Source organism: Mycobacterium sherrisii (assembly GCF_002102355.1).
In the GTDB taxonomy this organism is placed as follows: domain Bacteria; phylum Actinomycetota; class Actinomycetes; order Mycobacteriales; family Mycobacteriaceae; genus Mycobacterium; species Mycobacterium sherrisii.
In genome coordinates this window covers 43,064-56,034 of the sequence record NZ_LQPT01000082.1, presented here as the reverse complement: position 1 = coordinate 56,034, position 12,971 = coordinate 43,064, and the positions used below count along the sequence as shown (strand labels likewise).

Annotated in this window: 17 protein-coding genes; 9 read left to right on the top strand and 8 right to left on the bottom strand. The window is 67.0% G+C overall.

Features of this window, described 5'->3' with window-relative positions:
• Positions 1-6 precede the first annotated feature (6 nt).
• On the top strand, positions 7-681 hold the full coding sequence (locus tag AWC25_RS16325) for an HAD family hydrolase (protein ID WP_085167099.1): 675 nt from the start codon (positions 7-9) through the stop codon (positions 679-681).
• Here the strand turns inward: AWC25_RS16325 and AWC25_RS16320 are convergent, their stop codons facing one another.
• Together AWC25_RS16320 and AWC25_RS16315 are read right to left on the bottom strand one after the other, a co-directional pair.
• The gene (locus AWC25_RS16320; protein WP_069401972.1) at positions 682-1,191 is read right to left on the bottom strand and encodes a DUF6328 family protein; all 510 of its coding nucleotides are present in this window, start codon (positions 1,189-1,191) and stop codon (positions 682-684) included. It lies immediately after the preceding gene.
• 69 nt (positions 1,192-1,260) lie between these two features.
• Positions 1,261-1,629, bottom strand: a complete 369-nt coding sequence (locus tag AWC25_RS16315; RefSeq protein ID WP_232327216.1) for an STAS domain-containing protein — start codon at positions 1,627-1,629, stop codon at positions 1,261-1,263.
• Between the two features lie 158 nt (positions 1,630-1,787).
• Here AWC25_RS16315 and AWC25_RS16310 point away from each other — a divergent pair, with 158 nt between their 5' ends.
• The 6 genes from AWC25_RS16310 to AWC25_RS16285 all read left to right on the top strand — a co-directional run bounded on the left by AWC25_RS16310 (position 1,788) and on the right by AWC25_RS16285 (position 7,403).
• Positions 1,788-2,669, top strand: a complete 882-nt coding sequence (locus AWC25_RS16310; RefSeq protein ID WP_069401960.1) for an STAS domain-containing protein — start codon at positions 1,788-1,790, stop codon at positions 2,667-2,669.
• 22 nt (positions 2,670-2,691) lie between these two features.
• Positions 2,692-3,081: an STAS domain-containing protein gene (locus AWC25_RS16305; protein ID WP_069401959.1), complete on the top strand. Its 390-nt coding sequence runs from the start codon at positions 2,692-2,694 to the stop codon at positions 3,079-3,081.
• A complete protein-coding gene (locus AWC25_RS16300) occupies positions 3,071-3,490 on the top strand; it encodes an anti-sigma regulatory factor (RefSeq protein WP_069401958.1) in 420 nt (139 codons plus the stop codon). Before AWC25_RS16305 ends, AWC25_RS16300 begins: the two co-directional genes overlap by 11 nt.
• Positions 3,483-4,109, top strand: coding sequence for a SpoIIE family protein phosphatase (locus AWC25_RS16295; protein ID WP_069401957.1), 627 nt, complete (start codon positions 3,483-3,485; stop codon positions 4,107-4,109). Before AWC25_RS16300 ends, AWC25_RS16295 begins: the two co-directional genes overlap by 8 nt.
• On the top strand, positions 4,106-6,319 hold the full coding sequence (locus AWC25_RS16290; RefSeq protein ID WP_085167098.1) for a SpoIIE family protein phosphatase: 2,214 nt from the start codon (positions 4,106-4,108) through the stop codon (positions 6,317-6,319). The genes AWC25_RS16295 and AWC25_RS16290 overlap by 4 nt, the downstream gene beginning before the upstream one ends.
• 88 nt (positions 6,320-6,407) lie before the next feature.
• Positions 6,408-7,403, top strand: coding sequence for an iron-containing redox enzyme family protein (locus AWC25_RS16285; RefSeq protein ID WP_085167125.1), 996 nt, complete (start codon positions 6,408-6,410; stop codon positions 7,401-7,403).
• Here the strand turns inward: AWC25_RS16285 and AWC25_RS16280 are convergent.
• The 6 genes from AWC25_RS16280 to AWC25_RS16255 all read right to left on the bottom strand — a co-directional run bounded on the left by AWC25_RS16280 (position 7,396) and on the right by AWC25_RS16255 (position 10,914).
• Positions 7,396-7,605 carry a CDGSH iron-sulfur domain-containing protein gene (locus tag AWC25_RS16280; protein ID WP_069401955.1) on the bottom strand — a complete coding sequence of 70 codons (210 nt, stop codon included), beginning with the start codon at positions 7,603-7,605 and terminating at the stop codon, positions 7,396-7,398. The genes AWC25_RS16285 and AWC25_RS16280 overlap by 8 nt on opposite strands.
• Complete coding sequence (locus AWC25_RS16275; protein ID WP_085167124.1) at positions 7,602-8,294, bottom strand: HemK2/MTQ2 family protein methyltransferase; 693 nt, start codon at positions 8,292-8,294, stop codon at positions 7,602-7,604. The genes AWC25_RS16280 and AWC25_RS16275 overlap by 4 nt, the downstream gene beginning before the upstream one ends.
• Positions 8,295-8,391: 97 nt before the next feature.
• Positions 8,392-8,946 (bottom strand): type 1 glutamine amidotransferase domain-containing protein, encoded by a 555-nt coding sequence (locus tag AWC25_RS16270; protein WP_085167097.1) that lies wholly within the window; start codon positions 8,944-8,946, stop codon positions 8,392-8,394.
• 28 nt (positions 8,947-8,974) lie between these two features.
• Positions 8,975-9,370, bottom strand: coding sequence for a malate dehydrogenase (locus tag AWC25_RS16265; protein WP_069401969.1), 396 nt, complete (start codon positions 9,368-9,370; stop codon positions 8,975-8,977).
• Positions 9,371-9,411: 41 nt separating this feature from the next.
• Positions 9,412-10,398 (bottom strand): LLM class F420-dependent oxidoreductase, encoded by a 987-nt coding sequence (locus AWC25_RS16260; protein ID WP_085167096.1) that lies wholly within the window; start codon positions 10,396-10,398, stop codon positions 9,412-9,414.
• A 51-nt stretch (positions 10,399-10,449) separates the two neighbouring features.
• Positions 10,450-10,914, bottom strand: a complete 465-nt coding sequence (locus tag AWC25_RS16255; RefSeq protein ID WP_069401952.1) for a GatB/YqeY domain-containing protein — start codon at positions 10,912-10,914, stop codon at positions 10,450-10,452.
• Between the two features lie 60 nt (positions 10,915-10,974).
• Here AWC25_RS16255 and AWC25_RS16250 point away from each other — a divergent pair, with 60 nt between their 5' ends.
• Complete coding sequence (locus AWC25_RS16250; RefSeq protein WP_085167095.1) at positions 10,975-12,291, top strand: DUF7847 domain-containing protein; 1,317 nt, start codon at positions 10,975-10,977, stop codon at positions 12,289-12,291.
• An 18-nt stretch (positions 12,292-12,309) separates the two neighbouring features.
• Positions 12,310-12,963 (top strand): DUF4129 domain-containing protein, encoded by a 654-nt coding sequence (locus tag AWC25_RS16245; protein ID WP_069401951.1) that lies wholly within the window; start codon positions 12,310-12,312, stop codon positions 12,961-12,963.
• The last annotated feature ends 8 nt before the right edge of the window (positions 12,964-12,971 follow it).

Below are 12,971 nucleotides of genomic sequence, written 5' to 3'. Positions count from 1 at the left end.
GCACCGATGAACGCTCCCGCTGTCCTGTTCGACGTCGACGGAACCCTGGTCGACTCCAACTACCTGCACGTCTATGCGTGGCAACGAGCCTTTGCCGCCGAGGACATCGCGGTGCCCGCCTGGCACATCCACCGTTGCATCGGCATGGACGGCTCGACACTGGTCCGAACTCTTTCCGACAACGCACCCGAGGAGGTCCAAGACCGGCTCAGCGAGGCGCACAGCCAGCACTACCGAGCGCTCTCGCCGCTGCTGGCGGCCCTGCCGGGTGCCCAGGAGTTGCTTCGCCGGGTCGCCGGCCTGGGATTGCAGGTGGTGCTGGCCAGTTCGGCGCCCGATGACGAACTGGAGATGCTGTGCAAGGTGCTCGACTGCGGCGAGGTGATCTCCGCGTCGACGTCGTCGCGCGACGTCGACACCGCCAAGCCGGAGCCCGGCATCGTCCAGGTCGCGCTGGACCGCGCCGGAGTCGATGCACAGCACGCGGTCTTCATCGGCGACGCGGTCTGGGATGCCCGGGCCGCTCGCGCCGCCGGCGTGCCCTGCATCGGGGTGTTGAGCGGCGGCATCTCCCGAGAGGAGTTGGCGGCCGCGGGGGCCTCGCCGGTGTACGCCGATGCGCAGGACCTGCTCAAGGGGCTGAACGCCAGCCCAGTCGCGGCCCTGGCGTCCGGCGGCTGATCATGATCGCGTGCCGCCGCGGGTGCGCAACGCCAGCGGCAGCAACCACCAAAAGCACGCGAACATCACCAGCGCGCACGCCCCGGCGATCAACCCCGCGGCGGTCCCCGCCACCGTGACGAAGACGATGACCGTCACCCCGGTCAGCGCCGACCCGAGCAGCGCCAACCCGGCATATGCACAGCGGTGCGCCGCCGACACCAGCACTCGCAGGCGATGCCGCCGGAACAACAGCCGGTGGATACCGACCGGCGCGATCAGCAGCACCGTCGCGGCCACCGAACACCCGACCGTCGCCAAATAGGTGATCCGCATCGGCGGATCGAGAACGTCGAACCGCTGTTGGAAAGGCAGCGTCAACAGGAACCCGGTGAGCAGCTGCACGCCGGTCTGTACGACGCGAAGTTCCTGCAGCAGGCTGTTCCAGTTGCGGTCCAGCCGCTCGGTCTCGGTCTCGCCGCGCCTCTCCCGATCCCACCGCTGGTCGTCTTCCGGGTGGTCGACATCCATGTCGCTGATCATCGCACCCGACGAGGACGCGTCTGTCGAAACTAGCCCCCCGACGCGCGCGGGTTGCGGTCAGTGGTTGAGTTTGCCGTCCCGCACGGCCGTCAACGCGTCGTCCAGCGTCGGGTACAGCGGGAACGTCTTGTCCAGACCGGTCAGGTGAATCGGGCGCCGGGTGGCCGGACCCCGAGCGACCACCCCGAACTCCGCGGACTTGCCGAGCTTCTCGTAGGTCGCCGCCAGGATCTTCAGCCCCACCGAGCCGAGAAACTCCACTGCGGACAAATCGATGACCAGCGCTGTCGGCCCTTCAGCAACAACCGCACTGATGGCTTGCTCCAGGGCAGGCGCGGTGACCAAATCGATCTCACCGCTGACACTGACCACAGACACCCCATCGTGGTCCGCAACCAACGTGGTAATCGAATCAGGAGCTGACAATGGCGATCCTTCGTCCGGGTCTTAACTGTGGTGCAAGCCTAACCTGCCGTACGAACTGCGAGAAGAAGATGCCCTCAACACCTCCCTCGCGTCAAACCAGGCTAGTCTCCCCCTAGAACCTGCGCACTGCGGACGCGTCGCGGCACTCGGGAGGCCAGATGTCAGATTCCAGCAGCACCGGCACGGCCGTCGGCATCTCCAGCGAAGGTCTGCTACCGCAGCTAGTGCAGCATTTGCGACAGAACCGTACCGTGCTGCGTGAGGAATGGGCCCGCCGGATCACCGAGGCCGAATTGCTCACCGCGATGACGCCCGAAGAGCTGTTCTCCGAAGCGACCGCGGTCTACGACAATTACGTCGAGGTGCTCGAAACCGGTAGCGTCGAGGCGCTGCAGGCCTATGCACGCGACCTTTCCGAGCGCATCATTCCGCGCGGGGTGGAAACCGACGAGGTCGTCGGCATCGTGCTGCTGCTGCGCGACGTGCTCGCGCGCTCGCTGTTCGAGAAGTATCAAACCGACTTCGAGATGCTCAACCGCGTCCTGGACGCCTACGAACCGGCGGCCAACCGCATCGCCAACACCGTGGCCGTGTCCTTCGTCCAGGAACGCGAGCGCATCATCCGCCAGCAGCAGGAGGCGATCCGCGAGCTGTCGACCCCGGTGCTGCAGGTGCGCGAACAGTTGCTGATTCTGCCGATCATCGGGGTGCTGGACAGCCAGCGCGCCCGCCAAGTCACCGAGCAGCTGCTGCGCGCCATCCGCGCCAACCGCGCGAAAGTGGTCGTCATCGACATCACCGGTGTGCCCACCATCGATTCCACCGTGGCGAATCACCTGGTGCAGACGGTCGACGCCTCCGGCCTGATGGGTGCCAGCGTGATCATCACCGGTCTGTCCTCGGAGATTGCGCTGACTCTGGTGACGATCGGTCTGGATCTATCGAAGATGAATGCCGTCGGCGACCTGCAGGGTGGTATCGAAGAGGCCGAGCGTTTGCTCGGCTACGAGGTCACGCGCACCGGCGAGCAGCCCGGGTGACCATGACTGACGCGGGCGCCACATGCCAGTACCCATCCTGAAGCAGGGCTCGATCCTCATCGCCACGGTCCAGGCCGCCCTGTCCGACTCCGATACCGAAAAACTGCGGGAAGATCTGATGGAACGGGTCGGCCGGTTCCGCGCGCAGGGCATCGTGGTCGACGTCACCGCCATCGACGTGATGGATTCCTTCGCCGCGCGCTCGCTACGCACCATCGCCCACATGACCCGGCTGCGCGGCGCCGAAACCGTCATCGTGGGCCTGTCGCCCGAGGTCGCGTTCGCGATGGTCCAGCTGGGCCTGACCTTCGACGACATGAACACCGCCCTAGACCTCGAAGAGGGTCTTGCCCTCTTGAATCGCCAACGCGGACTTGGCAAATCAACGATCGGGCGCGACGGTGGCGGGTGACCCCGACATTGTGGTCGTCGCCATCAACAACCCCGACGACATTGTCGACGCCCGCAAGGCCGGTCATCAGCTCGCCCTGGACCTCGGCTTCTCGCTGACCGACGTCACCATGATCGCGACCGCGATCTCCGAAATCGCGCGCAACATCACCAGCTACGCCGGTCGCGGCGCCGTGCGGGTCATGGTCGCCGAGCGGGAAAACCGTGCGGCGCTGGTGGTCCGCGCCGAGGACGACGGGCCGGGCATCGTCGACGTCGAACGCGCAATGGAAGATGGGTATTCGACGGGCCGCGGCCTGGGCATGGGACTGCCCGGGGCCCGCCGTCTGATGGATCGGCTGATCGTCGAATCCGCGCTGGGCAAGGGAACGGTTATCGAGATGTGGAAGTGGGTTCCCGGCAGTGCGTGAGAACGGCCGACTGGGCCCAATCGAGTGGGCGAATGCCGGGCGCCCCCTTCCGGGCGAAAACACCAGCGGTGACCGGAAAATCGCGCTCGGCATCGACGATAGCGCCGCGCTGTTCGGTGTGGTCGACGGTCTCGGTCACGGGCCTGCCGCCGCAACCGCCGCGACTCGCGCCGTCGAAACGGTGCAGCAGGCGGCCGGCGAGCGCCTCGAGGTGCTGGTCCAGCTCTGCCACCGCGTGCTGGGCGGGACCAGGGGCGTCGCGATGACACTGGCACGGGTGGACTTCGCCGCCAACACACTGACCTGGACGGGGGTGGGCAACGTCCGCGCCAACCTCGTCTCCAAGGATGCGACCGGCGTGCACATCCGGTCCAGCGCGCGTCTGGCCGCCGGTATCGTCGGCTACCGCATTCCGGAAATCCGTCCCGCTCAAGTGGTTTCGATGCGGGTTGGCGACTTGATCGTGATCGCCAGCGACGGTATCGCCGAGGATCACCTGGATCGTATCGACTTCGCCGCCCCGGCGACGGTGATCACCGATCACATATTGGGCAAACACGCCAAGGAAACCGACGACGCGATGGTGCTCGCCGCGCGGCACCGGGGGGCCCCGACATGACTGCTGCAGACGAGTTCCACGCCCAGTACGACGCGGCGCTGCGCGCCTACGTGGCGGCCCGCGACGAGGACACCCTTGCGGTGGGTCACGAGCTCGGGCGCCGCGCGCTGCAGGAGCGGATCAGCATGCTCGACATCGTCGAGCATCACGTTCGACTCGTTCTCGACGCACCCATCGCGTTGGAGTTCCTGTTGCAGACGCTGGCCCCGCTCGACGTCGCGACGCGCGGCTTCCTCGAGGGCACCAAGCGGTACGCCGAACAACGTGCCCGCGCCGACGTTCTCGCCGACCGGGACAAATTCCGCACCGCCCTGGTGAATTCGTTGCAGGAGGGGTTCTTCGTCGCCGACCACGAAGGGTCGATCATCGAGATCAACAATGCCTTCGTGGAGATCCTCGGCTATCCGCACGAGGGATTACCCTATCGGTGGCCGCACCCCTGGGTGGTCGACAAAAAGACTGCACGCGAACAACAGTCGCGGGTACGTGCCGACGGTATCGCTCAGTACGAGACGCCGGTGCGGCATCGGGACGGGCAACTCGCCTGGGTGATGGTGAGCATCAACGTCGTCAAGGAGAGCGGTTCCGAGCACGAGATGTACGTGGGCACGATCCGCGACGTCACCGCCGAACGCGCCTTCGCGGCGCGGGAAAGCGCCGTGCTGCGGTTGGCCACCGCCGTGGCCGTCGCCAAGAGCGTCTCCGAACTGCTGTCGATCACCCTCGACGAATGCCGCGGCGCCATCGGCGTCCAGCGCGTCATCGCGGTGACCTGGCCGGCCGGCGACGGTGAGCCCACCGTCCAGGTGGCCGGTGAACCCGCCGAAACGACGTGGCGTGCCCTGGAGCCCTGGCTGCGCAACACCTTTCAGGAGGCCCGCCACCAACTACCGTTGACCGCGAAGACCGTCGAACAGCCCAGTAAGCCCGGCAAGGCACACGGGTTGGTCGCGGTGCTGTCCGGCAAGGGAGACCTCGCCCTGTGGTTGGAGTTGGGCGCGCCACGGTGGGTGAGCGCGGAGGATCGCCTCCTGGTGACGGTGCTGATCGGTCACCTCAGCCTGGCCATGCAGCATGTCCGGCAGTTCGAGAGTGCGCGCGAGACGTCGCTGACGTTGCAGCGCGCACTGTTGCCGCCGATGCAACCGCCGCCGGGGTTTGCGATGCGTTACGAACCGGCGGTCCCGCCGTTGGAGATCGGCGGCGACTGGTATGACGTGCTGCCAATCGGCGAGCACCGCATCGGCATCGTCGTCGGCGACTGTGTGGGTCGCGGTCTGCCCGCTGCCGCAATCATGGGCCAGTTGCGCAGTTCGGCGCGGGCACTGTTGATCAACGGTGCGCAACCGGCGTTGCTGCTCGAGCAGCTCGACCTGGCGGCCTCGCTGATTCCAAGTGCCTACTGCACCACCGTCTTTCTGGCGATCCTGGACACTGACACCGGAGTGATGGAGTACAGCAACGCCGGCCACATGCCCGCGGTGCTCGCCAGCCCGTCGGGCACCTCGGTGCTCAACGACGCCCGGTCGGTTCCGCTCGCGGTGCGGCGCGACGGGCCGCGCCCGCAGATTTCCCGGCGACTGTCCTCGGGTTCGACCCTGCTCGTATTCACCGACGGGTTGGTCGAGCGCAAGCACGAGTCCATCGACGATGGAATCACGCGCGCCGCCGCCGTTTTGGTGGAGACCGGAACACTGCCGTTAGACGCCGTCGCGGACGCCGTGCTGCGCCGACTGGCTCCCCCGGCCGGGTATGACGACGACGTGGCGATGGTGATCTACCGGCACCAGCAGGCACCGCTGCGTATCGAAACGCACGCCATCGCAGACGAATTGGCCACCATCCGGCATCGGCTGGCTGACTGGCTGCGGGGCGCCGACGTACCGCGCGAGTTGATCGACGACATCGTGCTGGTCGTCAACGAGGCGTGCACCAACTGCGTCGAACATGCCTACCGCGGCCACGGCCTGGGCACCACACTGTTGCAGGTCGAGACCGTCGACGGCGAAATCCGGGCGCGGGTCGTAGACCACGGCTCCTGGAAGACCCCGGCACTCAACCCGGGCAACAGCGGGCGGGGGTTGGTGCTGATGAGGGCGATGAGCGATGCGCTGACCATCGACAGCAGCCCCACCGGCACCACCGTCGAGATCACCTTCCGGTTACCGGCAGCGCCCGACGCGGCCGACGACTGGTCCGGTGGCCGCTGATCAGCACGCGGCGCGCCAACCCAAGGCCGCCACCACCGTTTGCGGGTATGCCGATCGTGGTATCACCTGCAACGTGACCAGCGCGATCATGCTCGAACCAGCCCTTCCCGCAGCACACGGACCGTTGTCGACGGCCGTGCGCCGCGCCTTGACCGGCCCACCCTCCGGTGACCATCTCGCCCGGGTGAGTGCGTCGGTCCGCGACTCCGACCCCTACGGCCTGGACCTGCAGCTCGCCCTGTGCATGTGCTACGAGCTGCACTACCGCGGTTTCGCCGGGGTGGACCCAACCTGGGAGTGGAACCCCGACCTGTTGCACCTGCGCGCCGAACTCGAACGGGCGTTCCTGGCGGGCGTGCGTCGCGACGTCGGGCCCATCGACCGCACGGCGGCCGAGGAGATGGAGGCGATCTCGATCGAACCCATCGAGGGGACCGGGCCGTCCTACTACCTGCGTGACACCGGAACCTGGGAGCAGATGCGCGAATACTTTGTGCATCGGTCGACGTACCACCTCAAAGAGGGCGACCCGCATGCGTGGGCCATTCCGCGGCTGACCGGCGGCGCCAAGGCGGCATTCGTGGCGGTCGAGTTCGACGAGTACGGCGCCGGACAGGGTGCCCGGGTGCACCAGCAGCTGTTCGCCAACCTGTTGGAGGCGGCCGATCTGGATGCGACCTATCTGAGCTACCTCGACTACGTTCCGGCCGAAGCGCTCGCCGCAGTGAATTTGATGTCGCTGTTCGGGTTGCATCGCTGGCTGCGCGGCGCGGCCATCGGGCATTTCACCGCCACCGAGATAACCTCGTCGCCCGGTTCGCGACGCATGGTCCAGGCGCTTGAGCGGATGGGGGCGCCGGAAGCCTGTGTCATCTTCTACCGCGAACACGTCGAGGCCGACGCCGTGCACGAACAGGTCGTGCGCCACGATGTGGTCGCCGACCTGGTGGCACGCGAGCCAAAGCTGGACCGCGACATCGTGTTCGGGATGCGGGCCTTCGCGGCGGTCGAGGACCGCCTGGCGGACCACATCATGTCGTCGTGGACGCAAGGACAAAGTTCGCTGCGCCGGCCGCTCAGTTAGGTTTCGGGGCGATGCTCTCGACACGTCGGCACCGGCGGTGGCTGGTGTCGCACAACGGATATTCCTTGCTGCGGCTGCAGGTACAGATGGCGACCATGAATCGGTCGGACTCGACGACACCACCGCCGTCTATCTCGATGCGGGCCGGACCCGACACCAGGATCGGGCCCTTTGGCACCACCCGCACCCGGGTTCCGCTCACGGCTTGTCCGCCCGGATCACGACCAACTCCTCTTCCCGGCAGCCTCGCGGTATGAGGCCGATCTGCTCGAGCCAGCCCGCCCGCGCCGACAGCACCGGGCCGAACGGAATGCGCTCGCAGGCAACGATATCGGCTTGCAACCCGGTCGACCGTAAGCAATCCAGCGACCGGTGCGGGCCGGCCAATGCCGACTGTACAAGCAACAGCGAGCCACCGCGGCTGAGCAAATTCGTCGCCGAGGCGCACAGCGGATCAAGCACCCGCCGCCCGTCGGTACCGGCATTCCACGCCCAGGAGGGCCCGACGCCCGGTGCGACCGTGTCGATGTCCTGTTCCGGAGGGGTCGGCACGTACGGCGGGTTCGACACCACCACCTCAAAGGGTTCGCACCGCAACGCGGCAATCCACGACCCTTCCCGGACGTCGATGTCGACACCCGCCACCGTCGCATTGCCGCGGGTCGAATGCACCGCGTGCGGACAGATGTCGAAGGCAGTGACACTCGCGCAACCCATTTCGGCCGCCGCGATCGCAACAAATCCGCTACCGGTACACAGATCCAATACCCGCCGACCGGGAATCAGTCCGCTGTATTGCATAGCGCGGACCAGCAATCGGGAGTCGTCTTGTGGCTTATACACCGCGGGGTCAACCGAAACATCGGAAACAACGGGGTACGTGCTTGTCAACGGTGGCCCTTTCACGCTGATCGCCGTGGCTATCACGGCGTGTTGTGATTAATGCCCACAACGAAAGCGTTGAAACCAGCAACCCGCTGCCCAGGACCTATCCCGTTGTCGCGTGCGCGAACCGCTCGATAATGGCCGAGCAAAATGCCTGCAAATCGGACGGCGAGCGGCTGGTGATCAAATTGCCGTCCACCACGACCTCCTTGTCGACGACGTCCGCGCCCGCATTGCGAAGGTCGGTGCGGATGCTGGGGTATGACGTCAGGGTGCGCCCCTCCACCACGTCGGCCTCCACCAGGGTCCATGGTCCGTGACAGATCGCCGCGACCGGCTTTCCCGATCCGACGAAGTCGCGGACGAAGGCGACCGCGGTGTCGTCCTTGCGCAGCTTGTCGGGATTGACGGTGCCCCCGGGCAGCACGAGTCCGTCGAACTCGTCCACCGAGGCATCCGCGACCGCGCGGTCGACGGTGAATTGCCCGGCGGGTTCGAGATCGTGTTCACGCGCCTGGATCTCGCCGGTTTTCAGGGAGAGCAGTTCGGTGCGGGCGCCCGCCTGCTCCAGCGCCGCACGGGGTTGCTCGAGCTCGACCTTCTCCACCCCGTCGGCGGCCAGAAACGCGATCGTCTTGCCTTGCAATTGGTTTGCCATTATTTCTCCTTCACCGTTATCCGGCCCGTTATGCGGCGCCGTGCGCGCCGTTGCGTGTGGTACGTAGCGCCGCATACAGGTCCAGGGCGCCGATACCCGAAAGTGCTATGCCGGCGATGGTTCCGCGCCGCCGCTGCCCGGGCTTGCGCCGGGCCACCCCCACGGCCAGTGCCGCCACATCCAGCACATCGCCCGCCACCCGGGTCCACACCATCGATTTCGGTCCGCCCAATAACGCGGCCCCATGGCCGCATTCGCGCACCCCGAGCGCCCGGATGACGCGCCGGGCGCCTGGGGTGTCGTCCACGCCCGCGAGCGCGGCGACCTTGCCGGGCGCCAGGATCTCGGTGAGACCCAGGCCCAGACTGGCCCCGCCGAGTCCGTTCACCAGTGCCGTGGTTGTGTTGCCGGGTTGATCGGTCATGGTCACCTCCCGTTGCCCTGCCGAAGCTTCGAAACGTGCGGCTACGGCGCCGCTGCCCGCAGCGCGCTGAGCAGGGGTTCTGCTGCTTCCTTCAAAAACAGCTCTTGTGTCTGTCCGCCGATCTGAATCAGCGCGATGTCGGTGAAGCCGGCTTCCCAATAGGGCCGCACGGCCTCCACGATCGCGTCGAGGTCAGGCCCGCAGGGAATGCTTTCGGCGACGTCCTCGGGGCGCACGAACTGGGTGGCCCCGGCAAACCCGGCCGGCGTCGGCAGGTCGGCGTTGACCGCCCACCCGCCACCGAACCAGCGGAATTGGTCGTGCGCACGTTCGATGGCCGCGCCGCGGTCGGGGTCCCAGCACACTGGGATCTGCCCGACCACGCGCCCGCCTTCGGTCCCGTTGGCGGCCTGGCGGGCCGCATGCCAGGAGTCCACCAAATCCTTGTCGGGCTGGACCGCGATCAGATGGTCGGCGAGCTTGGACAATTTCTCGACACTCTTGGCACCGCTCATCGCGACGCCGAGGCCGACCGGGACGTCGGGCAGGTCCCACAGGCGAGCGGAATCCACCTGGAAGTACTCGCCGCGCCAGTCGACCAGCCGACCGCCGAACAACTCACGGATGATTTTGATGGCCTCACGCAGCATGTCGTGACGCCGCTCGATGGTCGGCCAGCCCTTGCCGACGACATGTTCGTTGAGGTTTTCCCCGCTGCCCAACCCGAGCGTGAATCGCCCGTCGGCCAAAATCTGTACGGTGGCGGCCTGCTGGGCAACGATCGCCGGGTGGTACCGCATCGTCGGGCAGGTGACGTAGGTGTAGAGCCCCACCCGTTGGGTCGCGTGCGCGACCGCGCCCAACACCGCCCACGCGTTGGGCGCGTGCCCCTGCGATGTCAGCCAGGGAGAGAAGTGATCGCTGCAGACCTCGAAGTCGAACCCGCGTTCCTCGGCTGAAACAGCAAACTGCACAAGATCTTTGGGCCCGTTCTGCTCGGTCATCAAGGTGTAGCCGAACCTGGTCATGACGATCCGGGTACCCCGCGCGGGCACGAACAAACAGGGGTGGCGGCGCGACTACAGCCGCTCTTTGACCGCCGCGGAAAGCCGGGCGCCGTCGGCCTTTCCGGCCGCGATCGCAGTGGCGGCCTTCATGACCTGGCCCATCTGTTTCATGCCGGGACGCTCGCCGATGGCCTCAGCAACTTGGGCGATGGCGGTGTCCGCCACGTCGGCTAACTCCGCGTCGGTGAGCGGGGTGGGTAGGTATTCGTCGATGATGCGCGCTTCGGCGTGCTCCGCGGCCGCGAGTTCACCGCGGCCATTCTGGGTGTAAATCTCGGCGGCTTCGCCGCGCTTGCGGGATTCCCGGGCCAGCACTTTGATGATTTCGTCGTCGGTGAGTTCCCGGGACTGCTTGCCGGACACTTCCTCGGTCTGGACCGCGGCCAGCAACATGCGCAGCGTCGCGGTCCGCAACTTATCCTGGGCCTTCATCGCCCCGGTCAGATCCGCCCGGATCCGGGCTTTGAGTTCCGCCATGACGGAAACGCTACGCGTCCCGACGGGGCAGGCCGGTGGGTGCGGCACGCAAAACTCGGGATGATTGAGAAAAGCCCTGAGCGCCGACAGGATGGACCCCATGACCTACGACTACGGCTGCTGGACCTGGTGAGCACGCCGCCGCCTGGCTATCCGGCCGCTCCCCCGCCGGGCGGGCCCCCACCAGCCGGCTATCCGCCGGCGTACGGGACGCCCGCCTACGGTCCCGCACCTGGTTACGGGCCGCCCCCCGGCTACGGGCCGCCCCCCGGCTACGGTCCACCTCCTGGTTACGGCCCGCCGCCGGGCTACGCAGCGCCCCCCGGTTACGGTCCGCCGCCGGGCTACGGACCCCCATCCGGGTACGGCGCGCCGTACGGCGCGCCCCCACCGCCACCGGGGGCGATCAAACCCGGCATCATTCCGCTGCGGCCGTTAACCCTCAGCGACATCTTCAACGGGGCGGTCGGCTATATCCGCACCAACCCCAAGGCCACCCTGGGACTGACCGCGATCGTCGTTGTGGTCATGCAGATCATTTCGCTGATCGCCACGGTCGGGCCGATCGCCGCGTTCGGTAACTTCTCCGGCGACGAATCCGGCGAGGTGAACTGGGGGGTCTTCGGCGCCTGGTTGGGCTCGGCCGGCGCGGGCCTGCTGGTCACGTGGTTGGGCGGCATGCTGCTATCCGGCATGCTCACCGTTATCGTCGGCCGCGCGGTGTTCGGTTCGACGATCACCATCGGTGAAACGTGGCTCAAGATCCGCGGGCGGTTGCTGCCGCTGCTCGGCCTGGCGCTGCTGGAGGCTGCCGCCGTGGCGGTGCTGTTCGGGCTGGCGGCCGTCGTCATCGCGGTGATCGCGGCGATCGGTAACGGAGCCGTGGCCGTGCTGCTGGGCGTCCCGCTCGTCTTTGCGGTGTTCGCGTTGATGGTCTACCTGTACATGGTGGTGTTGTTCGCACCCGTGCTGATCGTGTTGGAGCGGCTGCCGGTGCTGGACGCGATCACCAGATCCTTTGCGCTGCTTCGGCACGGGTTCTGGCGAGTCCTGGGCATTCGGGTGCTGACGTTCATCGTGGCGGGTGTGGTCTCCGGCGCGATCGGGGCTCCGTTCAGCATCGTGGGCCAGGTCATAATGGCCGGGATGCCTTCCACCGGGATCTTGTTGCTGGGCACGGTGATCACCTCCATCGGTTCGGCGATCGGCCAGATCATCACGGCGCCGTTCAATGCCGGTGTCATCGTGTTGCTCTACACCGACCGCCGCATCCGCGCCGAGGCTTTCGACCTGGTGCTACAGTCCGGCGCCGCGGGCGGCCGCTATGCGGCCGCCTCGACCGACAACCTCTGGCTGACCCGGCCCGTCAACGGCTGAGCGAAGAATCGGCTGACAGTGCCTTCCATTGACATCGACCGCGATGACGCGCATCAGATTGCCGGGATCGAGCTGAACAAGGCCATTTATGCCAAGGCGTCGCCAACCCAGCAGGTTCTGGATTGGGTCAACGAAATGCTGTACCGGCTGCTGCAGAAAACCGCGTCGGTACCGGGCGGATGGCTGACGACCGCGGTCCTGCTCACCCTGCTCGCCGTCGCGGTGGTGGTCGCGGTTCACATCGCCCGGCGCACCATGCGCACCCGGCGGCACGGCGACTACCAGCTGTTCGAAGCCGCCCTGCTCACCGCGGCCCAACATCGCGATACCGCGGAACGCTATGCCGCGGAAGGCAATTGGACCGCAGCCATTCGCCATCGGTTACGTGCTGTGGCACGCCAACTCGAAGAGACTGGTGTGCTCAACCCGGTGCCGGGCCGCACCGCCAACGAACTGGCCCGCGACGCGGGCGCGGTGCTGCCGCACCTGACCGACGAATTGGCCCAGGCGGCAACGGCGTTCAACGACGTGACCTACGGCGAAGTACCGGGAACCCAGGACGCCTACCGGATGATCGTCGACCTCGACGATCATCTGCGCACGAGGGCACCCGCCGCCGCGCCGACCGCGGGCCACGCTGTGCCGGCCGGTTCCTGGGCCGAGGTGCGGTGATGGCCACG